The organism is Acuticoccus yangtzensis, assembly GCF_001927245.1.
Taxonomy (GTDB): Bacteria; Pseudomonadota; Alphaproteobacteria; order Rhizobiales; family Amorphaceae; genus Acuticoccus; species Acuticoccus yangtzensis.
This window is the reverse complement of the sequence record NZ_MJUX01000007.1, coordinates 242,655-267,944: the sequence shown is the minus strand read 5'-3', so window position 1 is coordinate 267,944 and position 25,290 is coordinate 242,655. Positions and strand designations below refer to the sequence as shown.

The following is a 25,290-nucleotide window of genomic DNA, read 5'->3' as shown; positions in this document are numbered from 1 at the left end:
CCGGCCTCAGTCGTCCTCGTCCCAGCCGCTCTCGCCCTCGTGGTGGTGGTGCTCGGCGGGGCGGGTGCGGGCGGCCTCGCCCGGCGCCTCGCGCGGGCGGCCGAAGTCGGGCGCCGCGGTCTCCTGACCGGCCTCCACGATCGCCATGCGGATGTTGCGGGTCCGCTGGAAAAGGTCGAAGAGCTGCTCGCCGTCGCCCCAGCGGATCGCCCGCTGCAGCATGGCGAGGTCTTCCATGAACCGCCCCAGCGTCTCGATCACCGCGGTCTTGTTGTTCAGGAAGATGTCGCGCCACATCGTCGGATCCGATGCGGCGAGACGGGTGGAGTCGCGGAAACCGCCGGCGGAGAACTTGATCACCTCCGACTCGGCCACCGACTCCATGTCCGACGCGGTGCGCACGATGTTGTAGGCGATCAGGTGCGGCACGTGGCTGGTGATGGCGAGCACCAGGTCGTGCCGCTCGATGTCCATGAACTCCACTTCGGCGCCCATGGCGCGCCACATGGCGGCGACCTTCTCGATCGCGTCTTCGGCGCTGTGGTCGGTGGGGGTGATGATGGACCAGCGGTGCTGAAAGAGCGTCGCCCAACCGGCTTTCGGGCCGGACTGCTCGGACCCGGCGATGGGGTGGCCGGGCACGAAGCGGGTGCGGTCTGGGATCGCTGCGGAGACGGCCCGCGCGACGGCGCCTTTGACGGAGCCGACATCGGTGATGACGGCGTGCTTGGCAAGCGCCGGGGCGATTGCGCGTGCCGTTGCCCCCATCGCGCCGACGGGCACGCACAGGATGACCATGTCCGCCCCCGTCACCGCCTTCGCGGCGCTGACGTGGTAGCTGTTGCCGAGGCCCATCGCCTCCGCGTCGCGCAGCGCATCGCCGTTGCGGTCGGCGATGGCGATCGGTCCCGTGAACCCGTTGGCCCGTAGCGCCTGAGCCAGCGACGATCCGATCAGGCCGATGCCGATGATGGCGACGCTGTCGAAGAAAAATCCGGCATCCTCGCTGGCAAACTCGCTGTCAGGCACCGGAAAGTCCTTCTCTGTAAGCGGTCAGTGCGGCGATGACGGCGGCGTTGGCCTCCTCGTCGCCGATGGTCATGCGCAGCATGTGCGGCAGGCCGTAGCCCGCCACGCTGCGCAGGACGCAGCCGCGCGCGCCGAGGAAGGCGTCGGCCTCCGCCGCATCGGCGCCGGGGACGGTGGAAAAGTCGATCAGGATGAAATTGCCGACCGAGTCCGGCACGCCGAAGCCGATCTCGCGGATCCGGCGCGACACCTCGGGCAGCCAATATTGGTTGTGGTCGACGGCCGTCTCCACATGGGCGCGGTCGGCGAGCGCGGCGACACCGGCGGCGATCGCCGGGGCGTTGACGTTGAACGGGCCGCGCACGCGGTGCAGAGCCTCGATCACCGCCGCCGGGGCGTAGGCCCAGCCGAGCCGGATCGCCGCCAGACCGTGGATCTTGGAGAAGGTGCGAGTCATGATCGTGTCGTTGCGCGTCGCGACGAGCTCGATCCCGCTTTCATAGTCGTTCTTGCGCACATACTCGGCGTAGGCCGCGTCTATGACGAGGAGCACGTGGCCGGGCAGGCCCTCACGCAGCCGCTTCACTTCCGAGGCCGGAGTGTAAGAGCCGGTCGGATTGTTCGGGTTGGCGAGGAAGACGATCTTCGTGCGCTCGGTGACGGCGCCCAGGATCAGGTCGATGTCGCACTGCATGCCGGGCTCGGGCACCACCACCGGGGTCGCGCCCGCCGCCAGTGTGACGATGCGGTACATGAGGAAAGCGTGCTCGGTGAAGATCGCCTCGTCGCCTTCGCTGAGGAAGGCGTGGCCGATCATCGACAGGATCTCGTCCGAGCCGTTGCCGCAGATCAGCCGGTCGACGTTGAGGCCGTAGGTCGCGGCGATCGCCTCGCGCAGCAGCGACGCGCCGCCGTCCGGATAGGCCTCGAGGTTGGAGGCGGCGGCGATGAAGGCTTCGCGCGCCGCAGGGCTGGGGCCGAGCGGGTTTTCGTTGGCCGAGAGCTTGTATTGCTTCCCCGTGCTGCCGGCGGTGGCGCGGCCCGGCACGTAAGGGGCGATGCGCATGATCGCGTCACGGGGTTGCGGGCGCGTGGGGAGCGGAGCACTCATTGGGCCACCGGGATCGTGAAGGGGGAGGGGGCGTAGCGGCCGAGGACGGTGTCGGTCCCGGCGAGGTCGGATGCGTCGCACTCGTAAAAGGCGCCGTGGCGCAGGCAGAGCACCTTCGGGCCGGTGCTGGCGCCGACGCGGGCGCCGCCGAGGATGGTGATCTTCGTCCCGTCCGACTGGGTGAAGCGGGCGAAGGCGTGGGCCGCCGGGGCGATCGCCCCGTCCACCCACCAGGCCGAAGCGTCCGGCAGCACCGCAACGTCGTCCGGCTTGTCGGCCAGCGCGGCGATGGCGTCGGACGCGGTGGGCCATCGCACCACATCCACCGGGCCGTAGAGGTAACGCGCGGCGTCCAGCGTGTCGGTGACGTGGATCCGGTAAGGGCGCTGCACCGCGCAGGCGCCGCCGATCAGCACGCGCCAGATGTGGATCAGCGTTTCCTGCGGCATGGCGCCATCGTGCAGGGCGAGGCGGTTGGTCACCACATCGACCTCGCGGTCGGGGCGGATGATCGCCTCGTCCGCACCTTTTGTTCGGCCGATCGCCTCGACGATGGCGAAGCGCTCTTGCAAAAGGCGATGCAGTTCGCGATCGACGATATCGAGCCTGTCGCGCAGCGACGACAGATCCTCAGGCGTTGGAGACAAGACCGGCGACACCATGGGCTTCACAACATTGACAGACTGGGCTGGATAGACTGACAGGGCACAAGACGCAAAGAAAACGTTGACCGCCCGGACCGGCGCCCCCTAGCGTCGCACACCTTACCGATGCGCCCGACGGCGCAGTGAGGATTTTACTATGCCTTCCGATTTCGTGGACGACGCCGGCATCGCGGCCGACGACGCCATCGATATCCGTGAGCAGCGCCGCCGCGCTGAGGTGGACGAACCGTCGAGCGCGGTCGCGCGTTTCGATTCGCCCCTCAAGCTGGAGGCGGGTCAAAGCTTAAACCCGTGGCAGATCGCGTACCAGACGTATGGCGAGCTGAACCGGGACAAGACCAACGCTGTCATCGTCTGCCACGCCCTCACCGGCGACCAGCACTGCGCCAACCGTCACCCGGTGACCGGACGCCCCGGCTGGTGGGAGGCGATGGTCGGACCCGGCCGGCCTGTCGACACGGACCGCTTCTTCGTCATCTGCGCCAATGTCATCGGCGGCTGTTCCGGCTCCACTGGCCCCGCCTCCATCCGCCCCGGCGGCACCGAGCCCTACGCGCTCGACATGCCGGTGCTCACCATCCGCGACATGGTCCGCGCCCAGGCGATGCTGGTGGAATCGCTCGGCATCGAAACCTTGTTCGCCGTGGTCGGCGGATCGATGGGCGGCATGCAGGTGCTGGAATGGGGCGTCAGCTATCCCGAGCGCGTCTTCTGCGCCTTGCCGATCGCCACCGGGGTGCGCCACTCGCCGCAGAACATCGCCTTCCACGAGGTCGGGCGGCAGGCGATCATGGCCGATCCCGATTGGCGCGGCGGGCGCTACATGATCGAGGGGGTGAAGCCGCGCAAGGGGCTCGGCGTCGCGCGCATGGCCGCCCACATCACCTACGTGTCCGAGGCGGCGCTGCACCGCAAGTTCGGCCGCCAGCTCCAGGATCGCGAGGGGCTGTCCTACGGCTTCGACGCCGATTTTCAGATCGAGTCCTACCTGCGCCACCAGGGGTCCACCTTCGTCGACCGCTTCGACGCCAATTCCTACCTCTACGTCACCCGCGCGATGGACTATTTCGACCTCGCCGCGGACCACGAGGGGCAGCTTGCGCATGCCTTCAAAGGGTCGCCCAGCCGCTGGTGCGTGATCTCCTTCACGTCGGACTGGCTGTTCCCGACCTCGGAAAGCCGGCGCATCGTCCACGCCCTCAACGCGGCCGGGGCGGAGGTCTCCTTCGTGGAGATCGAGACCGACCGCGGCCACGACGCCTTCCTCTTGATGGAACCCGAATTCCACCGTGTCGTGCGCGGATTCCTCACCGGTGCGGCGCGCTCGCGCGGCATCGCGGTCCCCGCGCCCGCGGCCTGAGATTACCATGAGCGATGTGATTCCAGCCGCTGAACAGCGGGTCGACTTCCGTATCATCCGCGAGCTGGTGGAGCCCGGCACGCGCATTCTCGACGTCGGTTGCGGCGACGGGCTGCTGATGTCGCTGCTGCGCAGGACGCTCGGCGTGCGCGCCTCGGGGATCGAGCTGTCGCAGACCGGCGTGAACGACGCGGTGGCGCGCGGCCTCTCCGTGATCCAGGGCGACGCCGACACCGACCTCGACGCCTATACGGACAAGTCGTTCGACTACGTGATCCTCAGCCAGTCGCTGCAGGCGATGCGCGATCCGCACAAGGTGCTGGAGAACATGTTGCGCATCGGCGAGCGGGGCATCGTCTCGTTCCCGAACTTCGCCTACTACCGCATGCGGTTGCAGCTTCTGACGACGGGCAAGATGCCGAAGACGGACCTGCTGCCCGAGCCGTGGTGGCGGACCAGCAACATCCACTTCTGCACGATCCGCGATTTCGTGGAGCTGTGCGACGAGATGGGAGTGACGGTGGAGGCGCAGATCGCGCTGAACTCGTCCGGCCGTCGCATTCCGCTCAACGCGCCGTGGTGGTTCTGGAACCTGTTCGGCGAGCAGGCGGTGTTTCTGCTGCGCCGCTGAGGGCGCGTCGTCGCGTCAGTTCTGGTCGTCGGGCAGCATCGGCAGCGGCAGGATGTCGATCCCCTCGTCGATGAGGGCCCGCGCCTCGTCGATGTCGGCTTGGCCGTAGATGCCGCGCGCTTCGGCCTCGCCATAGTGGATCCGCCGGGCCTCTTCGGCGAAGCGGGTGCCGACGTCGACCCCGTTCGCCTTCACCGCCTCGTGCATAGCGCTGATCAAGGCGCGCAGCTTGTGCGTCCTCTCGTCCACCAGCGCGACGTCGGCGGGTTTGGGCACGGATGGAACGCCTTTCGCGTTGGGCGCGCCCGCCGTTGCGGCGCTTCCGGTCGGGGCGGTGCCGGTAGTCGGTGCGCTCGCCTCGGCGGCGGCCGCCGCGGCGCGGACGTCGGCCTTTCGGGCGGACTGTACCGCGGGGGCCATCATCCCGCGCTCCACCGTGGCGGAGTTGCAGGACGGGCACGTCACGAGGCCGCGCGCGACCTGGTCGTCAAATGCGTTCGACGATGCGAACCAGCCGTCGAAGGCGTGGCCGTTCTCGCAGCGTACCGTGTAGTGGATCAACTCTCGCTCACCTTGTCGGGCGCGCCGTCAGCGCGGAACGTCGTGGCTGCGGCGCTCCGAAACCAGGCTTCGGACCGGGCGCGGCCTAATGTGCAACTTCACCCGCAAGGGCGGCGTCAAGCTTGCCGGAGCGATCGGCGGCGAAAAGATCGTCACACCCGCCGATGTGGATGTCGCCCACGAAGACCTGGGGGAAGGTCCGCGCGCCGCTGCGCTTCATCATCGTCTCGCGCGCTTGCGGATCGACGGACGCATTGTGCTCGACGTAGGCGATGCCCTTCTCGTCGAGGAGGCGCTTTGCCCGCGTGCAGAAACCGCAAAGATCGCGAGTATAGACTTCAACCTTGACCATTGAGCGAACTCCTTCAGGCTCAAGGCAAAGGATATAGGCAGGCGGCCAAGCGTCGCAACAGATCGGGCAATGTTTTGCCGGTGAAGTGTTGGCCGGATGATGGGACCGCGCCGCTTTTTTGCAGGCGCGGCCGGGGTCAGGCCGGTTCACGGTTGGCCTCGCCCACCACGCGCGCGAACACCGCCACGCTGACCGCCCGTGCCCCCGCCGCGCGCAGTGTGACCGCGAGCGCGTCCGCCGTCGCGCCGGAGGTCAAGACGTCGTCCACCAGGATGACGCCGCGTCCGGCGATCGCCTCCGGCCGCACGACGCGGAAGGCGCCGTAGAGATTGTCCGCCCGCTGCTCGCGGCTCAGTCCCACTTGATGCGGGGTGTTGCGCACCCGGCGCACCGCGTCGCGCGCCACGGGCAGCCCCACGAGTGGCGCCAGCCGATCGGCGATCAGCACCGACTGGTTGTAGCGTCTTGAGAGCAGCCGGCGCCGGTGGAGCGGGACGGGGACGAGGATGTCGCCGTCCGCCAAGAGGTCGGCCATCGCCGGGGCCATCAGGCGGGCCATCAATGCGGCCACGCCGGGCACGTCGTGATATTTGAGCTGGTGGACGAGGCGTTGGCTCACCGGGCCGAACACGGCGGCGGCTCTGGCGCGGTCGTAGAGCGGGTGGTTCCAGCGCAGCTCGGGCGAGCGGGCGCCAGGCCCCGCGTCGAACGCGAGGGGGGTCCCCATGATGTCGCAGAAAGGCGCGGCGATGACCTCCAGCCCGCGCCGGCACGGGCCGCACAGGGTCCGCGGATCCACCAGTGGCCGGCGGCACCCGAGGCAGAGCGGCGGAACGACGAGGTCGGCCGCCGCCGCGCCGAGCCGCGTGCCGGCGGCGCCCACCTTTGCGCGGACCGTTGCGCCGGTAGCGCCGAGCCGTCCCACGGCAGCGCGGAGCCGCGATCCCGCCGCGGCCGAAGCGCGCGCGCCGATCCCCCGCGGCGCGGCGGGGGCGGGAACATCCACGGTGCTGGGAGGCGGGTGGGTGATCGACATGCGCGGCAATGTAAACCGTTTCAATCTAAGAGTGTAGTTGAATCTCGCGGATCGCTGTACCACTCGCCTATGCTGTTCGACCGCACCCGCATCCGCACGCGCGCCCGCTTCGGCGAGGCCGACATCGTCCACGCCCGCCTCGCCGACGAGATCGCCGCGCGCCTCGCCCTCGTGAACCGCTCGTTCACGCGCGCGCTGATCGCCGGGCCGGTGACGCCGGACATCGACGCGGTGTGGCAGGGGTTGGGCGTGCCGGCGGTGCGCGTTTCCCCCGCGGCGGCGGAGCGACCGGACGTGGTCGCCGACATCGACCAGCCCTTCCTGCGCGCGTTCGACCTCGCCATTTCCATCAACGACCTCGCGCTCGCGAACGATCCCGTCGCGGCGCTCGGCCAGATGCGCGGCACGCTGAAGCCGGACGGCCTCTTCCTCGGGGCGGCGGCGTCGAGCGGCACCTTGGCCGAACTCTCCGATTCGCTGCTCCATGCGGAGGCCGAGCTCACCGGCGGAGCGGCGATGCGCGTCGCCCCGTTCGGCGACGTGCGCAAGTGGGGCGACGCCATGGCCCGCGCCGGATTCGCGCTCCCGGTGGTGGACGAGGTTGCGGTGCCGGTCACCTATCGCAGCCTGGGCGGACTGATGGCGGACCTGAAGGCGGCGGGCCTGCGCGGCATTCTGGCGAGCCGTGTGCCCGCACCGCGCGGCCTGTTCGCGGCGGCGGAGGCGCACTACCGCGCCCACCACGCCGACCCGAAAGGGCGGCTGAAGGCGACCTTCGTCTTCGCCTTTCTTTCCGGCTGGGCGCCTGATCCGGGACAGCAGAAGCCGGCGCGGCGCGGGTCGGGCAAGGTCAGCCTGGTGGACGCGCTGAAGCCCTGAAGCCGGTACGGCGACCGTGTGGGGCGAGGGCCGCGGTCCCGCCGCGCGTCGGCGGGCGGCTCAGTCGGGAAGCGCCAGCAGCAAGACCCAATAAGAGTGGAACTTGCCCTTGTCGGTGAGGGCGAGGCCGATGCCCATGTGGGTCATCTCGCCGTTGAGGAGGTTCTTGTTGTGGCCGGGCGAGTTCTCCCAGCCCTCCACGGTCATCGCCAAGGTGGGGTAGCCGGCGCCCAGATTTTCGGCGGCGCGGCTCGCCGAATAGCCGGCCTTGGAAAGGCGCGCGCCGAGGCCGCCCGCGGTGTGCATCTCGGTCTTCAGCCGGTCGCGACGGGCAAGCTCGCGCGCTGTGTCCGCGGCGATCGCGTTGAGCCGCGGGTCGACCGTCAGCGCGGACAGGCCCTTGGCGCGGCGGTGGGCGTTGATGAGCTCGGCCGCCTGCGCCGGGTTCACCGTCCGCTCACGGGCGACGCGCGGCACGGTCAATGCGGGCGCGTCCTCGTTGCCGCCGAAGCCGAGCATGCCGCAGCCGGACAAAGCGAGCGAAAGGGCGAGGACGACCGAGACGGGCTTCAGCATGGGCGCTCCTTAGCGGGCGCGTCACGGCACTTCAAGCGGCGTCGCGCCGCAGCTCGATTCCGGCGCTCGTGTGGCAGCGCGCCGTGCAGCAGCGGAACGGCGGAGGCGCGTCGCGGGTTGTTCTCCAAGTTGCCCGGAGCCTCAGCTGGAGACCCCCATGACGGAACGGATCGTCGATGTCGCGATCATCGGCGCTGGGACGGCCGGACTTGCGGCCTACAAGGCGGCCCGCGCCTCGACGGAGAATGTCCTCCTCATCGAGCGCGGCGCCTATGGCACCACCTGTGCGCGGGTCGGCTGCATGCCGTCCAAACTCCTCATCGCCGCCGCCAACGCGGCAGAGGCCGTCCGCGTCGCTCCGGAGTTCGGCATCCACGCCAGCCTTCCCGACATCGACGGCGCCGCGGTGATGGAGCGCGTCCGCCGCATGCGCGACAGCTTCGTCGCGGCGATCCTCGAGGACGTGGCGAACCTGCCGGCGCAGACCAAGCTGCGCGGGCACGCGCGGTTCGAGGGCGCCGACGCGCTCGTGGTCGACGGGCCGGAGGGACGCACCCGTGTCCGCGCGAAGCGCATCGTCATCGCCACCGGCTCCGAACCGCTGGTGCCGGACACCTTCAAGACCGTGCGCCCCGATACCAGCGACACCCTGTTCGAGTGGACGCGCCTGCCGTCCTCGGCGGCGGTGTTCGGCAACGGGATCATCGGCCTGGAGCTCGGCCAGGCGTTGGCGCGGCTCGGCGTGCGGGTGCGCCTGTTCGGCAAGGACGGCCTCGTCGGTCCGCTGACCGACCCCGCCGTGCTCGGCGCCGCGCGCGACACGATGGGCGAGCGGCTCGACTTCGTGCCGCATTATGAGCTGGCGGCTTTGCGCGGCAAGGGCACCGGGATCACCGTCGACTACGCGGACGGGGAGCGGGCCTATTCGGGTACTTTCGAGCGGGTGCTGGTGGCGATCGGGCGCACGCCGAACGTTGCGGGGCTCGATCTTTCGACGACGGGCCTGGAGCTGGGGGAGGGCGGCGTGCCGTCCTTCGACCGCACCACCGGGCGATGCGGCGACAGTCCCATTTTCATCGCCGGGGATGCGATGAACGATGCGCCGCTTCTCCACGAGGCGAGCGCGACCGGGCGCCTTGCCGGGCGCCGCGCCGCCGACGACACGGCACCGTCGGCCGAACGCACGGTGCCCTTCTCCGTCGTCTATTGCGAACCGCAGATCGCCATGGTGGGCGAGACCTTCCGCGAGCTCGAGGAGCGCAAGGCGGCGTTCGTCACCGGCAAGGTGGATTGGGCCGCGCAGGGGCGTGCGCGGATCATGGGTGAGGCCGCCGGCACACTCAGCCTTTATGCGGACGGATCGACCGGGCGCATCCTGGGCGCGGAGATGATCGGCCCGCGCGCCGAGCATATCGGCCACCATCTGGCGCTGGCGATGACCGCGCGCCTCGGCGTCACCGAGATGCTGCGTGCGCCGCTCTACCATCCCACATTCGAGGAGGGGCTCGGCACGGCGCTGGAAGACGCAGCAAGTCAGTTGTCGGGCGAGCGGCTCGCCGCCGAGTGAGGGTGGCGAGCCGGGGAAGGGCGATGTGCCCGCTTAGGCGATGAGGTCGGCGAAGGGGCTCGTGAGGCGGAAATCGGAAACGGTGATTTCCGCGTCGCTCGTCGGTGCGATCTCGTAGGAGAAGCCGAACAGCTTGATGGTTTCGCCGGCGGCAAGGTCGGCGTGCGCCGCATCAGTGCCCCAGGGCTCCACAGCGAAGGTGTCGTTGTAGAACACCGCGCCCCAGGGGTTGTTCTGAACCGCCACGTCCGGATCGTTGAAGCTGAACTCCAGATTGTCGAGGTTCTTGAGCTGCCCGGTGCCGATGTTGGTGATGAAAATCTCGGCGTCGCCGGTGTCCCCTTCCGTATCCGAAAAGCGCACCTCGATCTGGAAGGCGGGTTGATAATATTGCGTCCCACCCCCGGCATATTCGGGGCGGAAGGTCTGCGTGCTGGTCGGGTCGATGGTGACGGTCTCGAACACCGGGCGATTGGCGACCGAGAACTGCAGGACGCTGACTTCCTCGCCCGCCGGCAACGCGCGCCGGCCGCCCGACGACAGGTCGAAGCTGCCCCCGGCATAGCTGCCGCCGAACACGCTGCCCGGCAGCACGTCGAACGAGCCGCCCGCCAGCTTGAGGTCGAGGTCGTTGGTGTTGATCAGCGTCTTCTCGCTGCCGTTCGTCACGAAGACGCGGAAGCTTTCGATGAACTGGTCGCCGTCCTGGATGCCGTCGATCCGCTCGACGCGGAACGAGAGGTTCGGATTGATCTGCGCGACCTCGCCGCCGACATAGATGCCCTTCGCGGGCTCGGAGCGGGCGGACGGCGGGTTGGCGCTCGGCTCCTCGTAAGCGTTGAGGATCGCCTTGTCGAAGACGCGGGCCCCATAGACAACGACCTGATGGCCGGTGAGGCTGTTCTCCAACAGCGTCGCGCGGCCGTAGCCCTCGATGCGGCCGAACTCGACCACTTCGAGGAGCGCCGTCGTGTCGACGATCTGGTCGCCCTGCTGCGGGCGATAATCGCGGATGACGTCGACCGTGCGGGGGCCCTGGAAGTCGAGGTCGGTGAACATGAAGGTGTCGGCGCCGGGGCCGCCCACCAGCGTATCCTCGCCCGCGCCGCCCTGCAGGATGTCGTCGCCGCCGCGGCCGCGGATTCGGTCGTCGCCGTCGCTGCCGAACAGGGTGTCCGCGCCGTTGCCGCCGCCGACGAGGTCGTCCCCGTCGCCGGCATTGACGAAATCGTTGCCGGTGCGGCTGAGGACCACGTCGTCACCGCGCCCGCCGAGGATGACGTCGTCACCCGTGGTGCCGCGCAGACCGCCGCCGCGATCGTTGCCGATCACCCACGTCTCGCCCCAGCCGCCGTTGGCGTTGACGTAGTCGATGGTCGGGATCACGCCGCCGATGTCGATGGCGACCGTGCCGTCGGTGATGGGCACGCCTCGGATCTGCGAAAAGATCTGATAGAGGGCGTCCCCGCCGATGGGCTGCGGAAAGCCGAGGTAAATTCCGCCGCGCGCATCCTCGAGGTTCTCGAGGAACTGGCGGAACGCGAAGCGGTTTACCGTCTCATTGATTTCGGTGATTGCGTAACCACCGGCGACGGTGAAACTTTCCATCGAGAATGAAGTAGCGCGCGCCATAATCTACAAGCAGCTCCGCGGTTGTTGGGCGCACCTCGACGACTGGCAGCCGTCGCGCACGCTCCATGACTGCGCGCATTTATAGCTGAAAGCGACGCTTTTCTATGCGTGTGGTTAACACGTCTATCTGACGGATCCGTGATCGCGCCTCTTGCGTGGCAAACGGAATGCCATAAATAACCGCGGCAGATTCGTCGTTCAGGCTTGAACTGATCGCGCTGACGCGGCATGAGCCCCCGCACGACATGTGCGCTGGCGTTCAGGCTGCGTAAATTCGTGTTTCAATATCCGGAACGGACAACACAGCCTCATGCTGCTGATGGCAAACTGCCATAGCCAAAACCGTGAATTAAAACATTCGTTTATATCAGCCCGAGCCGCTAGTCCCGAACCGCCCACACAACAGGAGTAGAACCCCGATGAGTCTGACCTCTTCCAAAATCCGCGCATTGAATGCGGTAGTCGAGGAGGGCGGATTTACGGCGGCCGCGCGGCGGCTCGGAGTGTCCCAGCCTGCAGTGACGCAGCATGTGCGCGAACTGCAGACCGAGTTCCAGGTGGCCCTGTTCGAGAAGCGCCGCGGCGCCATCGTTCCTACGCCGCTGTGCCGTGAATTATACCGGATCACATCCGATATCCGCCGCCGTGAAGACGATGCGCTGCGCTTGCTCGCGCGTCATGACGAGATGGACTTCGGTCCGCTTCGCATCGGCATCGGCAATGCGATGCCGGCCATGCGCTACATATCGGCCTTTCGCGCGAAGCATCCCACCGTTGCGCTCAACATCGAGACCGGCCCCTGGAGCCGCCTGATGGAGTCGGTGCTGACGCAGAACATCGACGTCGCGATCATTCCCGAGGTGCCGGACGAGCCGCGTTTCACCCGCGCGCGCTGCTCCAGCCAGTCGGTGGTGGCGCTGGTTCATCCCGACCATGCCTTCGCCAACAAGGACGAGATCGAGATCGGCGAGCTGATCGAGCAGCCGCTGATCTTCCGCACGAAGCAGTCCTACGTGCAGCGGGTCGTCGACGCGGCCTTCACCGCGGCCATGTTGGAGCCGTCGGCGTCCGTCGTGGTGGACACGCGCGACTCGATGCTGGAGGCGGTGGCCAACAATCTCGGCGTCGGCTTCGTGTGGAACAACGGCAGCTCGCGCACGGAGAATATCCGCCGCGTGAAGGTGCGCGAAATGCACAAGCCGTGGGACGAATATGCCTTCCACCTGTCCCACTCCGCGCCCACCATCGCCCACCGTTTCCTGGCGGTGGTGAACGAGATGGCGCCGCTCTGAGCCGCGGTCGACCGGGCGTCTGAACCGCGTCTGATCTGCGTCTGAGCGGCCGCCCGAGCGGGGCGGGGCATTCCTGCAACGCTCCCGAACATTCGCTTCGGCACCCCCTCACAACCCCGGCGCGTGCCCGCGACACCAACCCTGTGCCGCGCCATAACTGCCACGTTCGCGTTCCGGAGGACGCCATGCGTGGCTTAGTTATTTTGTTGTGTGTCGCGATGCTGGCGGGGTGCTCCTCCGGGAGCACGGGGAGCGAGCCGCAACTTGCCGCCGCGCCCGTCGCGCTGTCCGCGCCGCAGCCGACGCTGAACGAATATCAGGTCCCGATCGTCCCGCAGCGGGCCTACTCGGCCATCGTCGTCGACGCGAAGACCGGCAAGGTGCTGCACGACGAGGACGCCACCGGGCTGCGCTATCCCGCCTCCCTCACCAAGATGATGACGCTCTATCTGGTGTTCGAGAAGCTGGATTCGGGGCAGTGGAGCCGCAACACGGCGCTGACGGTCAGCGAGGAGGCCGCCGGGCGCCCGCCGGCCAAGCTCGGCGTGAAGGCCGGAACGTCGATCACCGTGGACACGGCCGTGCGCGCGCTCGCCGTGCGCTCGGCCAACGATGTGGCGGTGGTGATCGCCGAAAACATCGCCGGGTCCGAAGACGCCTTCGCGCGGCAGATGACCGCCAAGGCGCGTGCATTGGGCATGAGCCAGACGAGCTTCGTCAACGCTTCCGGCCTGCCGGACGACCGGCAATATACCTCGGCCCGCGACATGGCGATCCTCGGCAAGGCGCTGTCCGATCGTTTCCCGCGCTGGTTCGGCTACTTCTCCACCAAGGAGATCTCGTACGGCGGGCGCACCTGGAAGAACACCAACAAGCTGCTCACCAAAGTGCGCGGGATGAACGGCATCAAGACCGGCTACATCCGCAACTCCGGCTACAATCTTTGCACGTCGGTGAAGCGGGACGGCAAGCATCTCATCGCCTGCATCATCGGTGGCCGCTCCGGCGCCACGCGCAATGCGCAGATGGAGAAGCTGATCGAGACTTATATGCCCGAGGCATCCGGTGGTGGCCTGTTCGGCTTCTAGTTGCGTCATGCAATCGGCTGGGGTGGCGATTGCCTTATATTTGAGTGACGTGCGCATCAATTGGGCGCCGCGCGACCCTTTGGTCCGGCCCCACCCCCTCGCGCGGGGCTGAAATCTCGATAATATTGTCGGCCTTGCGCGTTTGGAGGACCGAATGACCGCCTCGACCACCCTGTCGATCGCCCGCGTCGACATTCGCGAGCACACCTTCGCGGACGAGGCCGCGCTGCTGGACCGGCTCGTGTCCGCCGCCCGACTTGACGAGACCACTCGCAGGCGGGCCGCCGACCGTGCCGCCGCCATCGTGCGCAAGGTCCGCGCCGACGCTTCGCCGGGCCTGATGGAGACCTTCCTCGCAGAATACGGCCTGTCGACGGACGAGGGCATCGCCTTGATGTGCCTCGCCGAGGCGCTCCTGCGCGTGCCCGACGCCGATACGATCGACGCGCTGATCGAGGACAAGATCGCCCCGTCCGACTGGGGCAAGCACCTCGGCCGCTCGTCGTCCTCCCTCGTCAACGCCTCCACATGGGCGCTGCTCCTCACCGGGCGCGTGCTGGACGAGCGCGGCACCGGCATGGCCAAGTCCCTCCGCGGGGCGCTGAAGCGGCTCGGCGAACCCGTGATCCGCGCCGCGGTGGGGGAGGCGATGCGCCGTCTCGGCCGCCAGTTCGTGCTGGGCGAGACGATCGACGGGGCCATGAAGCGCGCCGCCGGTATGGAGGCCAAGGGCTACACCTACTCCTACGACATGCTGGGCGAGGCCGCCCGCACCTTCGAGGACGCCGCCCGCTACCGCAAGGACTACGAGAAGGCGATCGCCGCCATCGCCAAGCGCTCCCGGTCCGACGTCATGCCGGAGGAAAATCCCGGCATCTCCATCAAGCTCTCCGCGCTCCACCCACGTTACGAGACGTTGCAGAAGGCGACCTGCGTTCCCGCCCTCATCGACATCGTCACGGACCTCGCCAAGAAGGCCTCGGCCGGCAACCTCGGCTTCAACATCGACGCCGAGGAGCAGGACCGGCTCGACATCTCGCTCGACATCATCGCCGCGGTGGCCGCCGACCCGGCGCTGAAGGATTGGCAGGGCTTCGGCGTCGTCGTCCAGGGCTACGGGCGGCGTGCGCTCCCCGTCATCCGCTGGCTCGACGCGCTGGCGCAGGAGACCGGCCGGCGCATCATGGTCCGGCTCGTGAAGGGCGCCTATTGGGACACCGAGATCAAGCGCGCCCAGGTCACCGGCACGCCGACCTTCCCGGTCTTCACCCGCAAGTGCTCCAGCGACGTCTCCTACGCGGCCTGCGCGCGGGCGCTGCTCGACCGGGCGGACCGGCTCTATCCGCAGTTCGCCACCCACAATGCCCACACCGTCGCCTCGGTGCTGGCGATGGCGAACGGCGAGAATTTCGAATTCCAGCGCCTGCACGGCATGGGCGAGGCGCTTTACGAGACGATCCGCGCCGAGACTGCGGAGGGCGGGGGCAAGAAGGTGCCGGTGCGCATCTACGCCCCGGTCGGCGCCCATGAGGACCTGCTCGCCTACCTCGTCCGCCGGCTGCTGGAGAACGGGGCCAACTCCTCCTTCGCCAACCAAGTGGTGGACCAGCGCGTGCCGCCGGAGAAGGTCGCCGAAGACCCGTTCATCACTCTCGCCTCTGGCCCTGCGGTCAATCCGCGGCTACGCCAGCCGCCGAAGCTCTACGGCGCCGCCCGCCGCAACTCCGCCGGCTGGGACATCTACGACCCCGTGGTGCTGGACGCCTTCGAGGACGCCCGCGCCCCCTTCCGCAACGCGACGTGGACCGCCGCGCCCCTCACCGTGCCCACCGGCACCGGCGGCGCCTCGCGCGATGTGATGAACCCCGCCAAACCCGGCGACACGGTGGGCGCGGTGACCGACCTCGACCCCGCCGCCGCAACCGCGGTGGTGGACGCGGCCCGCAAGGCGGTGGACTGGGCTGAGCCCAAGGAGCGCGCCGCCATCCTGCGCCGCGCCGCCGACCTCTACGAAGTCCACGCCGGCGAGCTCTTCGCGCTCTGCGCCCGCGAGGCGGGGAAGATCGCGCTCGACGCCATCGCCGAGCTGCGCGAGGCGGTAGACTTCCTGCGCTTCTACGCCGCCGAGGCGGAGCGCCTGACGCCGAACGGGGCGGGCGTCGTCGTCGCCATCTCGCCTTGGAATTTCCCGCTCGCCATCTTCACCGGCCAGGTCGCGGCGTCGCTCGCGGCGGGCAACGCCGTGGTGGCCAAACCCGCTGAGCAGACCTCGCTGATCGCCTGCCGCGCCGCGCACCTGATGCACGAGGCGGGCGTTCCCCATGCCGCGCTGCAACTGACGCCGGGCGGCGGCGAGGTGGGCGGCGCGCTGTGCGCCGTGCGGGGCCTCGCAGGCGTCGCCTTCACCGGCTCAACGTCAACGGCGAAGATCATCGACAAGCAGTTGGCGCAGACCTCGCCGGACGCCTTCTTCGTCGCCGAGACTGGCGGGCTCAACGCCATGATCGTCGACTCCACCGCGCTGCCCGAGCAGGCGGTGCGCGACATCGTGGCGTCCGCCTTCCAGAGCGCGGGGCAGCGCTGCTCGGCGCTGCGCGTCCTCTATCTGCAGGAGGACGTGGCGCCCAAGGTGGTCACCATGCTGAAGGGCGCCGTCGCCGCGATGCAGATGGGCGACCCCTGGGCCGTCTCCACCGATATCGGCCCGGTGATCGACGCCGAAGCCCGCGCCAGGATCGACGAGCACGTGAAGGCGAACGGCCTTCCCGTGAAGGGTGACGGCCTCTTCGTGCCGCCGACGATCATCGACATTCCGGGCATCGCCGCGCTCGACGAGGAGATCTTCGGCCCCGTCCTCCACATCGCCACCTACAAATCGCATCAGCTCGACGATGTGATCGCGGCGATCAATGCGAAAGGCTTCGGCCTCACCTTCGGCCTCCACACGCGGATCGACGACCGCGTGGAAGAGATCGTCAGCCAGGTGAAGGTCGGCAACATCTATGTGAACCGCAATCAGATCGGCGCCATCGTCGGCTCGCAGCCCTTCGGCGGCGAGGGGCTGTCCGGCACGGGGCCCAAGGCGGGCGGGCCACGCACCGTCGCCCGTGTCGCCCGTCGCGCCGCGCGCCGCCTGCCGGCCGACACCGGCCCCGCCGCACCGGTCTCCGAGGTGCAGGCGCTGATCACCGCCGCGCGCCCGTCCGAGGAGCCGCTGCGGGTGGACGACATGCCGGGACCGACGGGCGAATCCAACCGCCTCTCGGTGCTGCCGCGGGGCGTCGTCCTTTGCCTCGGCCCCACCTGGCCGCTGGCCGAGCGGCAGGCCGCCGCCGCGCGCGCGTCCGGCAACGGCGCCGTGGTGGTGGTGAAGGGCGCGGGCGAGGGGATCGACGGTGTGCTGGACCCCACCGCCCTCACCACCCTCACCGGCATCGACGCGGTGGCCTACGAGGGCGAGGACGCGGGGCCGGTCCGCCGCGCGCTCGCCGCCCGCGCCGGGCCGATCATCCCCGTGGTGTGCGCCGCCGACGAGATCGTCATCGAGCGGCATCTGTGCATCGACACCGCGGCGGCCGGCGGCAACGCGCAGCTCATGTCCTCCACCGAGGACGACATGGCGGCCTGACCGGGCCGCCTGAACCGTGGCGGTCCGATCCGGGCGGAGGACGGCGGGCGGCTACTCCTGAACGGAGCGGCCGCCGTCGATCAGGAGCACCTGACCCGTGGTCCAAGCGCCCGCGGGTGAGGCGAAATAGACCGCGGCGCCCGCGATGTCGTCCGGCTCGCCGAGGCGCTGCAGGGCGTAATGCTGCGCCACATTGTCCGCCCGCTCAGGGTCCTCCCACAGGGCGCGCGCGAAATCCGTCTTCACCAGCGCCGGGGCGATCCCGTTCACGCGGATGTTGTCCTTGCCGTAGGTCACCGCGAGGTTGCGCACGAGCTGCGCGTCCGCCGCCTTCGTCAGCGCGTAGATGCCGAGATAATCCGAGCCCTTGAATGCGGCGATGGACGAGACGACGACGATCGCCCCGTCGCGCTTCTCCTGCATCGCCGGGATGCACAGCTTGCACAGCCGCATGTTGGAGCGGACGTTGACGCGGATCGTCTTCTCGAACGCATCGTCCGGCGTGTCGAGGAACGGCCCATAATAGGGGTTCACCGCCGCGTTGCAGACGAGGATGTCAGGGGCGCCCAGCGTCTCGGTCGTGCGGGCCACCAGCGCGTCGATCTCCTCGTCGCGCGAGATGTTAGCCGGGATCGCCACCGCCGTCGCCCCGGTGGCGCCGATTTCCGCAGCCACCGCCTCGCACGCCTCGGCCTTGCGGCTGGAGATGACGACGCGCGCGCCGGCCTCCGCCAGCGCCACCGCGATCGCCTTGCCGATCCCCTTGGTGGACCCGGTGACGAGCGCCGTCTTGCCCGAAAGGTCGAACAGCCTCATGCGCCGACCCTTTTCATGCGCCATTCCTCCTCATGCGCCATCTCCGGCCAGCCTGACGATGGTCTTGCCGAAGTTGCCGCCCTTCAGCATGGCGAGGAAATTGGCCGGGGCGGCGGCGAGGCCGTCGGCCACGTCCTCCTGGTAGCGGATGCGCCCGTCCTTCACCATCGGCCCCACCTCGGCGAGGAAGTCGCCGTAGCGGTCCCAATGGTCCATGATGATGAAGCCGTGGACGTTCAGCTTGTTGACGAGGATCGCCCGCATCATGCGCGGCAGCATGTTGGGGCCGGGGGCATCGCCCGCGCCGAGGCCGCCGAGATTGTAGTAGGCGATGGTGCCGCACACCGGCATGCGCCCGAACGGGTTCATGAGGCCGATGACGGCCTCCAGCACCATGCCGCCGACATTCTCGTAGTAGACGTCGATGCCGTCCGGGCACGCTTCCGCCAGCGCCACGCGCAGCGCCGCGGCGTCGTCGTAATCGCGGTGGTCGACGCACATGTCGAAGCCGAGCGTTTCCACGGCGAAGCGGCACTTGTCCGCCCCGCCGGCGACGCCGACCACGTAGAGGCCGAGCGCCTTGCCGAGCTGGCCGACCATCTGCCCCACCGGGCCCGTTGCGGCGGCGACGACCAGCGTCTCGCCCTTTTGCGGCCGGCCCAGCTCCTTCAGCCCGTACCAGCCGGTGAAGCCCGGCATGCCGAGGACGCCGAGCGAGGCGGACGGCGGGGCGTAATCGGTGGCCGCCTTGCGCACCTCGCGCGCGGGGAGAACACCATGGGTGGCCCAGCCGAATTGGCCGACGACGATGTCGCCCTCGACAAAGCGCGGCGAGGTCGAGGCGATCACACGCCCCACCGTGCCGCCCTCCATGGTGCCGCCGATCGGCACAGGCTTGGCGTAGGACTTCGCGTCGTCCATCCGGCCGCGCATGTAGGGGTCCAGCGAAAGGTAGAGGTTTTCGACCGCCACCTCCTTCTCGCCGAGCTCGCGGAGCGTGGTGTCTTCGAGGCGGAAGTCGGCCTCGCTCGGCGCCCCGTCCGGCCGGCGGGCGAGCACGATGCGCTGCATGGGAATGAGCAAGGAAGTCTCCCGGCGTTTATAATATCTGGGCTGAAGCTACGGTCCGGGACTGTCCGTCACAAGCCGCCACCGACCGCCACCGCGTCGAGCGTCAAGCGCCCCGTCGCCAGCCGGGCGAGAACGTCGACATGAACATCGAGCGCGTCGATGACGGTGTAGCCCGGATCGGCATCGTCGAACGCGAGGTTGAGGTCGGTTCCGGCGAGAAGCACGGCGTCGGCGCCCAGCTCGTCGATCATGCGCTGCCCGGCATCCACGAGGGCGGAACGTTGGCCCGTCGTGCAGTGGCCGGCGACGGCGATGTCCTGGTAGGTCTGGCCCAGTTCCTCGATCTCGTCGTCCAGCACCACGGGCACGGTCGCCTTGAGTTGGCCGTAGAGCCGGCTATCCATCACGACGCGGGTGCCGAGGAGCCCTACGCGGCGGATTCCCCTTGCGCCCAGCGCGGAGTCGACCGGGGTTACGGCCGAGATGAGGGGCAGAGGGCTGATGGCGGCGAGTTCGTCGAAGCAGAAGTGGCCGCCGAGCGAGGTGACCGCGGCGACGTCGGCGCCGGCCGCCTTCAGGCGTGCCACCTGGGCGGCGAAGACCTCGGCCTGGGGTCGTTTCGCACCGGCCTGAACATTGCGGATCAGCGTTTGAATGTCACCGTGGGAAATGGTGAGGTCGAGGGGCGGGCCGTCCATCGCCGCCACTGCCGCGGTAAGACGTTGATAATAGACGACGGTCGCCGCGACGCCGACACCACCCACGAGGCCGATATGCATGGTGCGCTCCCCGCATTCTGTCACGAAACGCGTAAGTGATCGTTCGGGCAACAGCAAGGCGCAAACCGGGGCGGCGTTCGGCCCTGGGCTGCGCGGCGGTGTCGCGGTCAAGGGCGGCGGCTTGGACCTGATCGCGGGTGCCGGGGGCGGTTCGCCTCTCGCCGTGCCGACACCGGAGCCGGGAGGGCCGCAGGCTTAATTTCATCCTTGTGTTTGAGGCGGATACCCTCCGATATGGGGCCACAAGACAAGAAAGTACGGGAGAGCCCGATGAAGGGTATGATGATGCACCGTCCGCTGCGCATCGCGGACATTCTGACCTTCGCCGCCGAGGTCTATCCCGACAGCGAGATCGTTTCGGTGCGCACCGAAGGCGATCTTCACCGAACAAACTATAGAGAGACGGCCGGCCGCGTGGCGCAGCTGGCGCACGCGCTTCAGGCGATGGGGGTGGGTTTCGGTGAGCGCGTCGCAACGCTCGCCTGGAACGGCTACCGCCATCTCGAGCTCTACTACGCCATCTCCGGCATAGGCTCGATCTGTCATACGATCAATCCGCGCCTCTCGGCCGAGCAGATGACCTATATCGTCAACCATGCGGAGGACCGGGTCATCTTCGTGGACCTGACCTTCGTGCCGATCCTGGAGAAGCTGAAGGACGCGCTGCCGGCGAACCTCACCTTCGTCATCATGACGGACCGGGCCCACATGCCCGAGAACAGCTTGAATGCGCTGTGTTATGAGGAGCTTCTGCACGGGCAGCCGGCGACCTTCGACTGGCCGGAGTTCGACGAGAACACTGCGGCGGGGCTGTGCTACACGTCCGGCACCACGGGTGATCCGAAGGGCGCGCTCTACTCTCACCGCTCGACGGTGCTTCACACCTTGATCGTGCCCCTTTCGATGCCGGGCGTGTTCGCGCCGGGGCGCAAGATCTTGCCTGTGGTGCCGCTGTTCCACGTCAACGCCTGGGGCACGCCCTATACCGCGCCGATCTCGGGCGCCACGCTGGTTTATCCGGGGCCGAAGCTCGACGGGCCGAGCCTGTTCGAGCTGATGGACCGCGAGAAGGTCTGGTCCGCTTGGGGCGTGCCGACCGTGTGGCTGGGCCTCCTCAACGAGATCGACAAGCAGGGCCGTCCTCCCGAAGGGTTCGGCCACATGGTGGTCGGCGGCTCGGCGGCGCCGCGGCCGATGGTGGAGAAGTTCGAGAACCTGGGCGTCGACGTCTGCCATGCGTGGGGCATGACGGAGATGAGCCCGATCGGCACCACCGGCCAGCAGATCGCTGGGATGGAGGCCTGGCCGAAGGACAAGCTGCTCGACTGGAAGGCGCGCCAGGGGCGGCGTGTCTTCAACGTGGAGTTCAAGATCGTCGACGAGGCGGGCAAGCGCCTGCCCCACGACGGCAAGACCGTGGGTGAGCTCCACGTTCGCGGCAACACGATCGTCGCCGGCTATTTCAAGAACGACGCGGCGACGGCGAAGGCGGTCGACGAGGAAGGCTGGTTCGGCACCGGCGACGTTGCGCACATCTCTGCCGACGGAATTTTGACGATCACGGACCGGGCGAAGGATCTCATCAAGTCGGGCGGCGAGTGGATCTCGTCGCTGGACCTCGAGACCATCGTGATGGCGCATCCGAAGGTGGCCAACTGCGCGGTTGTGGCGGTGCCGCATCCGAAGTGGGAGGAGCGGCCTTTGTTGATCGTGACGCCTCAGGGGGAGCCGCCGGCGAAGGAGGAGTTGATCGCGCTTCTGGCGCAGCACCTCGCCAAGTGGCAGCTTCCGGATGATGTTGTGTTCGTGGAGACCCTGCCGCTGACGGCGACAGGCAAGGTCTCGAAGCTGACGCTCCGGCAGGAGTTCAAGGACTACGCCTTGCCCGATGCGGTGCCCGCGCGGGCAAGCTGACGCTGCGTGCGGCGCGGCGGCGCGCCGATGTCCCGTTGTTGCACCGTTGCGGCGCTGCATTCCTCCCGTGGCGCTGCACGGCTGTCGCGCCGCTGAACCGCTGTTGTGTCGCTGCAAGGCGACGCGCCGCACCGATGTTGCGCCGCTTAACCACTTAACCGCTCACTCGCCGCTGGACCCCTTCCCCCGCTGCTGCACCGCTTCCGCGCCGCTGCACTAAATGCGGATTATCGGCACAGCCAATTGGGTGCACAACGTGGAGGTCATCCGGTTCCGCGATAGACCGTGCCAAAGTTGCGCCCTATCCGTCACACTTGACCAATCCGCGCGGTGACATTCGGCAGGCCTCGCCCCCTCCGCCACGTTCGGCGATGAGGTGGGCGGGTGCCGCGACGTGCAGGCGAGGCGCACGCAACCAGTCCCGCGAGATGGCGCCGTGGCGCGGGAGCGAGCCGACCAGCGGGCGAGGTGTCCTGCAGGCGAATTCACCTGCAGGTGAAGTAAGCAGCAGACTACGAGCCGCGTGGGCGGTGCTTCACCCAGGCAACGGAGCGCGTGGGTGAAGCAACCTCAAGCGACCGTGCATCGTCCATACAGCAGGTGGATGATGCGATAGTCTGGCGATGGAAGAGATCCGTGGATGAGGTGCGCCGCCGCCCCACGGCGCGCTCCCCGACATGCCTCGCCGATCGACACCGCCTCGTTGCTACCAGACGAAATCGTCCGCCTCGATATGGTCGAACGCATTTTCCAGATACTCGATCTCGCGGTTCTGCCAGACCAGAGCGACGTCGAACCGGATCGAAAAGCCGGCGAAGTGCTCGTTCTGGGAGAGCCAGGAGTCTGCGGCGCGCGAGAGGCGGCGCTGCTTTCGCATATCGACGGACAGAAGGCCGTCCCACCCTTGGCGGCGAGCTTTGACTTCGACCAAGGCGACCGTATCGTCCCGCACGGCAACGATGTCGATCTCGCCTCCACGGACGCGGACCCGGCGTCCGAGGATCTGGTAGCCGCCGGCATTCAGATAGAACGCGACATGGCGTTCGGCCTCGACGCCGAAATCATAGGCGGCGGTGCGTGAGCGATGGGTGCGAATGCGCCGCGAAGGAGCCGCGGGGGACGCAGAGGCGGCAACGGGGCGGTGAATCTGCGGCGAACCGACAAGTTGAGCCGTGCATCCCAACATCTTGAAGCTCCGTGACGCCTGAAACTCCCGTTATGGTTGCATTTCTCGCGCCGATTCACAAGGCCCCGGCGGCAAACCGCTCAAATTTCTCTAACCCGTGTTCCCTTGTCGGTCCGTCTCACCCTCCGCGGGTGTTGCTTCTCGCAGAGGGCGGAGCAGGGGGATCGGGGCTCTTCCTCCGCCGACGATGGTGCCGGAGAGGGGCTCGGGGCGCTCGGTGTCCGCACCGCCGAGCGCGATCGGGAAAGGGTTCAATTGAACGGTCGCGCTGAGATAGGTCAGGGGCATCTCGGCATCAGGCGGCGTCGGGGCGCTGCGCAGGTCGGCGACTTCGAGGGGGTTCGGGATAGGGAAGGCGGGGGAGGGGACCCAGTCCGCAGGCGCGAGACGATCGGGGTTCGGCGAACCGGACGGCGCTGCACCCGCCGAAGCCGTTGCAGCGGGAGGCGTCGACGTGCCGGACGCATCGGCAAAGACGGTCCCGGCTTGCGTTGGGGGAGGCGCCGCCGCGTCCGCGTTCGGGTCGGAAGAGGCCGCGAGCGGACGGGACGGGTGGAGGGGAGGGAGGCTGCCATCGGCCGCAGGGGACCAGCCGGCGGGAATGAAGGCAGCGTCGGCGAGGCGGCGGGGGGCGGCAGCGGAACCTTCAGCGGGCGCCGCGAAGGCGACCGGGGCGGGGCGCGGGGCGGACAGGACCTCGGCGCGCAGGCTCTCACGTGCCGCCGCCTTCAGGCGGTACGCTGCGACCTTGGCCCGCTGCGCCTCCACCTCCGCGACCGAGCCGACCGTCCCGTCGGAGTAGCGGGTGATCGGCCGACGGGCGCCGCACACCTCCGCCCGGCGATCCACCGCCTCGGCGTCGGCCGGGTTGACGAGACCACTCACCGTTCCGAGATCCTCGACCGTCCCGAGGGGGAGCGTCGTGCCGGAGACGGGGCGCAGATCGAGCCGCCCGTCCGGCTCGTCGAACCCGTCGAGCGCAACCGAGCCGCCTTCGGTGAGTGCCTCAAATCCCTTCTCCAGAAGCTCGGCCGTCCGCTCGTTGCGCTCCCGCGTCGTGAGGCCGCCGAGAACCACGGCGCCGAGCCTCCGGCCGTTCCGCGTCGCGGACGCCGCCACGTTGAACCCGGACGCGCAGATGAAGCCCGTCTTGAACCCGTCCGCCCCTGGCACCTGGCGCAGCAGCGCGTTGTGGTTGACGATGTTGCGCGAGCCGAGCCGCACCGCATTCATCGAGAAGAAGTCGGCGCGCTCGGGAAAATCCTCGGCCAGCCCCTTCATCAGAAGGGCGATGTCGCGGGCCGTGGTCACCTGCTTCTCGTTCGGCAGGCCGTGCGGATTGTCGTAGAAGCTCGCCGTCATGCCGATCTCGGCCGCGGCGGCGTTCATCCGGTCGATGAACCCGGCGAGCGTTCCGCCGACCGCCTCGGCCAGCGCAAAGGCGACGTCGTTGGCCGACTTGGTCATCAATATACGTAGCGCCGTCTCCACCGTGAGAACGGTCCCGACGGGAAATCCCATGCGGCTCGGCGGCTGCTGATTGGCCTGGGGCGAAATGGTCACCGGCGACGTCAACTTGATCTCGCCCCGTTTCACCGCCTGGAAGGTGGCGTAGGCGGTCATCAACTTGGTGATCGAGGCCGGGTACCACAGCGCCGTCGGCTCGTGGGCGGCGAGGATCCGGCCGTCAGCCATGTCGAAGAGAAGGTAGGAGCCGATTTCGGCACGCAGCGGTTCCGGTCGCGCGAGGATCGCCGCCAGCGCCAGCAGAAGCGCAGGGCCGAAGCGCCCGAACGACCGTCGCAACGAAGAGAGCCGCAACATAGCGAACCGCAACGAGGACGACCGCGAAGAGGACGGCCGCAGCGAGGAGGACAGCAGTGGGGCGAGACGCGAAAAAAGCATCGAAAGCTCCCGCAAGGAAACGGACGGGGTGCCATCGAAGCATCCGCGACCAGTGACACCACCACGATGTGACACTGTCGAAGGTGACACGGGCGCAAAAGGATGGCAGCCCTCTTGTGGTCGCGGCTGAACAGCACCGATGTCAATGGGGGCGGCCCTGCGGCAGAAGGGCCGGCCGCGCCAGGGGCCGCTCCGGCCTTGATCCAAGCCAG

At 68.4% G+C, this 25,290-nt stretch carries 21 protein-coding genes; 8 read left to right on the top strand and 13 right to left on the bottom strand.

Annotated features, from left to right (window positions below; all coding sequences use genetic code 11):
• Window positions 1–6: 6 nt before the first annotated feature.
• Genes BIX52_RS17095 through BIX52_RS17085 form a run of 3 tightly spaced genes read right to left on the bottom strand, consistent with a single transcriptional unit; the run spans window position 7 to window position 2,787 of the window.
• Window positions 7–1,029 carry a prephenate/arogenate dehydrogenase family protein gene (locus BIX52_RS17095; protein WP_075222296.1) on the bottom strand — a complete coding sequence of 341 codons (1,023 nt, stop codon included), beginning with the start codon at window positions 1,027–1,029 and terminating at the stop codon, window positions 7–9.
• Complete coding sequence (hisC, locus tag BIX52_RS17090; protein ID WP_075222295.1) at window positions 1,022–2,140, bottom strand: histidinol-phosphate transaminase; 1,119 nt, start codon at window positions 2,138–2,140, stop codon at window positions 1,022–1,024. The genes BIX52_RS17095 and hisC overlap by 8 nt, the downstream gene beginning before the upstream one ends.
• The gene (locus tag BIX52_RS17085) at window positions 2,137–2,787 is read right to left on the bottom strand and encodes a chorismate mutase (RefSeq protein ID WP_170126428.1); all 651 of its coding nucleotides are present in this window, start codon (window positions 2,785–2,787) and stop codon (window positions 2,137–2,139) included. The genes hisC and BIX52_RS17085 overlap by 4 nt, the downstream gene beginning before the upstream one ends.
• 154 nt (window positions 2,788–2,941) lie before the next feature.
• Here BIX52_RS17085 and metX point away from each other — a divergent pair, with 154 nt between their 5' ends.
• Both metX and metW read left to right on the top strand, forming a co-directional pair.
• Window positions 2,942–4,165 carry a homoserine O-acetyltransferase MetX gene (metX, locus tag BIX52_RS17080; RefSeq protein ID WP_075222293.1) on the top strand — a complete coding sequence of 408 codons (1,224 nt, stop codon included), beginning with the start codon at window positions 2,942–2,944 and terminating at the stop codon, window positions 4,163–4,165.
• A 7-nt stretch (window positions 4,166–4,172) separates the two neighbouring features.
• Window positions 4,173–4,796, top strand: coding sequence for a methionine biosynthesis protein MetW (gene metW, locus BIX52_RS17075; RefSeq protein ID WP_075222292.1), 624 nt, complete (start codon window positions 4,173–4,175; stop codon window positions 4,794–4,796).
• A gap of 15 nt (window positions 4,797–4,811) precedes the next feature.
• Here metW and BIX52_RS17070 read toward each other — a convergent pair whose 3' ends face one another.
• The 3 genes from BIX52_RS17070 to BIX52_RS17060 all read right to left on the bottom strand — a co-directional run bounded on the left by BIX52_RS17070 (window position 4,812) and on the right by BIX52_RS17060 (window position 6,592).
• Window positions 4,812–5,357: a DUF1178 family protein gene (locus BIX52_RS17070; RefSeq protein ID WP_075222291.1), complete on the bottom strand. Its 546-nt coding sequence runs from the start codon at window positions 5,355–5,357 to the stop codon at window positions 4,812–4,814.
• A gap of 85 nt (window positions 5,358–5,442) precedes the next feature.
• Window positions 5,443–5,709 (bottom strand): glutaredoxin 3, encoded by a 267-nt coding sequence (gene grxC / locus BIX52_RS17065; protein ID WP_075222290.1) that lies wholly within the window; start codon window positions 5,707–5,709, stop codon window positions 5,443–5,445.
• A gap of 136 nt (window positions 5,710–5,845) precedes the next feature.
• Complete coding sequence (locus tag BIX52_RS17060; protein ID WP_108676605.1) at window positions 5,846–6,592, bottom strand: ComF family protein; 747 nt, start codon at window positions 6,590–6,592, stop codon at window positions 5,846–5,848.
• A 222-nt stretch (window positions 6,593–6,814) separates the two neighbouring features.
• Between BIX52_RS17060 and BIX52_RS17055 the strand changes: the two genes are divergently transcribed.
• Complete coding sequence (locus BIX52_RS17055; protein ID WP_075222289.1) at window positions 6,815–7,624, top strand: hypothetical protein; 810 nt, start codon at window positions 6,815–6,817, stop codon at window positions 7,622–7,624.
• A 60-nt stretch (window positions 7,625–7,684) separates the two neighbouring features.
• Here the strand turns inward: BIX52_RS17055 and BIX52_RS17050 are convergent, their stop codons facing one another.
• Window positions 7,685–8,200: a CAP domain-containing protein gene (locus tag BIX52_RS17050; protein ID WP_075222288.1), complete on the bottom strand. Its 516-nt coding sequence runs from the start codon at window positions 8,198–8,200 to the stop codon at window positions 7,685–7,687.
• A 157-nt stretch (window positions 8,201–8,357) separates the two neighbouring features.
• Between BIX52_RS17050 and BIX52_RS17045 the strand changes: the two genes are divergently transcribed.
• Window positions 8,358–9,767 carry a dihydrolipoyl dehydrogenase gene (locus BIX52_RS17045; protein WP_075222287.1) on the top strand — a complete coding sequence of 470 codons (1,410 nt, stop codon included), beginning with the start codon at window positions 8,358–8,360 and terminating at the stop codon, window positions 9,765–9,767.
• Between the two features lie 33 nt (window positions 9,768–9,800).
• Here the strand turns inward: BIX52_RS17045 and BIX52_RS17040 are convergent, their stop codons facing one another.
• Window positions 9,801–11,399, bottom strand: coding sequence for a calcium-binding protein (locus tag BIX52_RS17040; protein WP_108676595.1), 1,599 nt, complete (start codon window positions 11,397–11,399; stop codon window positions 9,801–9,803).
• A gap of 419 nt (window positions 11,400–11,818) precedes the next feature.
• Between BIX52_RS17040 and BIX52_RS17035 the strand changes: the two genes are divergently transcribed.
• The 3 genes from BIX52_RS17035 to putA all read left to right on the top strand — a co-directional run bounded on the left by BIX52_RS17035 (window position 11,819) and on the right by putA (window position 17,407).
• Window positions 11,819–12,691 carry a LysR family transcriptional regulator gene (locus BIX52_RS17035; protein ID WP_075222285.1) on the top strand — a complete coding sequence of 291 codons (873 nt, stop codon included), beginning with the start codon at window positions 11,819–11,821 and terminating at the stop codon, window positions 12,689–12,691.
• Between the two features lie 185 nt (window positions 12,692–12,876).
• Entirely contained in the window at window positions 12,877–13,779 is a 903-nt protein-coding gene (locus tag BIX52_RS17030) for a D-alanyl-D-alanine carboxypeptidase family protein (protein WP_083660411.1), read from the top strand.
• Between the two features lie 154 nt (window positions 13,780–13,933).
• Window positions 13,934–17,407, top strand: a complete 3,474-nt coding sequence (putA, locus tag BIX52_RS17025) for a bifunctional proline dehydrogenase/L-glutamate gamma-semialdehyde dehydrogenase PutA (protein ID WP_075222284.1) — start codon at window positions 13,934–13,936, stop codon at window positions 17,405–17,407.
• A gap of 51 nt (window positions 17,408–17,458) precedes the next feature.
• Here the strand turns inward: putA and BIX52_RS17020 are convergent, their stop codons facing one another.
• Genes BIX52_RS17020 through BIX52_RS17010 form a run of 3 tightly spaced genes read right to left on the bottom strand, consistent with a single transcriptional unit; the run spans window position 17,459 to window position 20,073 of the window.
• Window positions 17,459–18,223 carry an SDR family NAD(P)-dependent oxidoreductase gene (locus BIX52_RS17020; protein WP_075222353.1) on the bottom strand — a complete coding sequence of 255 codons (765 nt, stop codon included), beginning with the start codon at window positions 18,221–18,223 and terminating at the stop codon, window positions 17,459–17,461.
• A gap of 30 nt (window positions 18,224–18,253) precedes the next feature.
• Window positions 18,254–19,306, bottom strand: a complete 1,053-nt coding sequence (locus BIX52_RS17015; RefSeq protein WP_108676596.1) for an NADP-dependent oxidoreductase — start codon at window positions 19,304–19,306, stop codon at window positions 18,254–18,256.
• 56 nt (window positions 19,307–19,362) lie between these two features.
• The gene (locus tag BIX52_RS17010; protein WP_075222282.1) at window positions 19,363–20,073 is read right to left on the bottom strand and encodes an aspartate/glutamate racemase family protein; all 711 of its coding nucleotides are present in this window, start codon (window positions 20,071–20,073) and stop codon (window positions 19,363–19,365) included.
• 270 nt (window positions 20,074–20,343) lie between these two features.
• Between BIX52_RS17010 and BIX52_RS17005 the strand changes: the two genes are divergently transcribed.
• A complete protein-coding gene (locus BIX52_RS17005; protein WP_075222281.1) occupies window positions 20,344–21,987 on the top strand; it encodes a long-chain fatty acid--CoA ligase in 1,644 nt (547 codons plus the stop codon).
• A gap of 706 nt (window positions 21,988–22,693) precedes the next feature.
• Here BIX52_RS17005 and BIX52_RS17000 read toward each other — a convergent pair.
• Both BIX52_RS17000 and BIX52_RS16995 read right to left on the bottom strand, forming a co-directional pair.
• The gene (locus tag BIX52_RS17000; protein ID WP_083660409.1) at window positions 22,694–23,173 is read right to left on the bottom strand and encodes a YraN family protein; all 480 of its coding nucleotides are present in this window, start codon (window positions 23,171–23,173) and stop codon (window positions 22,694–22,696) included.
• Between the two features lie 90 nt (window positions 23,174–23,263).
• Entirely contained in the window at window positions 23,264–24,979 is a 1,716-nt protein-coding gene (locus tag BIX52_RS16995) for a D-alanyl-D-alanine carboxypeptidase family protein (RefSeq protein ID WP_170126429.1), read from the bottom strand.
• Window positions 24,980–25,290 lie beyond the last annotated feature (311 nt).

Coding starts and splice junctions, on each gene's coding strand:
- hisC (WP_075222295.1), bottom strand. CDS start 2,140: ATGAGTGCTCCGCTCCCCACGCGCCCGCAACCCCGTGACGCGATCATG.
- metX (WP_075222293.1), top strand. CDS start 2,942: ATGCCTTCCGATTTCGTGGACGACGCCGGCATCGCGGCCGACGACGCC.
- metW (WP_075222292.1), top strand. CDS start 4,173: ATGAGCGATGTGATTCCAGCCGCTGAACAGCGGGTCGACTTCCGTATC.
- grxC (WP_075222290.1), bottom strand. CDS start 5,709: ATGGTCAAGGTTGAAGTCTATACTCGCGATCTTTGCGGTTTCTGCACG.
- BIX52_RS17055 (WP_075222289.1), top strand. CDS start 6,815: ATGCTGTTCGACCGCACCCGCATCCGCACGCGCGCCCGCTTCGGCGAG.
- BIX52_RS17050 (WP_075222288.1), bottom strand. CDS start 8,200: ATGCTGAAGCCCGTCTCGGTCGTCCTCGCCCTTTCGCTCGCTTTGTCC.
- BIX52_RS17045 (WP_075222287.1), top strand. CDS start 8,358: ATGACGGAACGGATCGTCGATGTCGCGATCATCGGCGCTGGGACGGCC.
- BIX52_RS17040 (WP_108676595.1), bottom strand. CDS start 11,399: ATGGCGCGCGCTACTTCATTCTCGATGGAAAGTTTCACCGTCGCCGGT.
- BIX52_RS17035 (WP_075222285.1), top strand. CDS start 11,819: ATGAGTCTGACCTCTTCCAAAATCCGCGCATTGAATGCGGTAGTCGAG.
- BIX52_RS17030 (WP_083660411.1), top strand. CDS start 12,877: ATGCGTGGCTTAGTTATTTTGTTGTGTGTCGCGATGCTGGCGGGGTGC.
- putA (WP_075222284.1), top strand. CDS start 13,934: ATGACCGCCTCGACCACCCTGTCGATCGCCCGCGTCGACATTCGCGAG.
- BIX52_RS17020 (WP_075222353.1), bottom strand. CDS start 18,223: ATGAGGCTGTTCGACCTTTCGGGCAAGACGGCGCTCGTCACCGGGTCC.
- BIX52_RS17010 (WP_075222282.1), bottom strand. CDS start 20,073: ATGCATATCGGCCTCGTGGGTGGTGTCGGCGTCGCGGCGACCGTCGTC.
- BIX52_RS17005 (WP_075222281.1), top strand. CDS start 20,344: ATGAAGGGTATGATGATGCACCGTCCGCTGCGCATCGCGGACATTCTG.
- BIX52_RS17000 (WP_083660409.1), bottom strand. CDS start 23,173: ATGTTGGGATGCACGGCTCAACTTGTCGGTTCGCCGCAGATTCACCGC.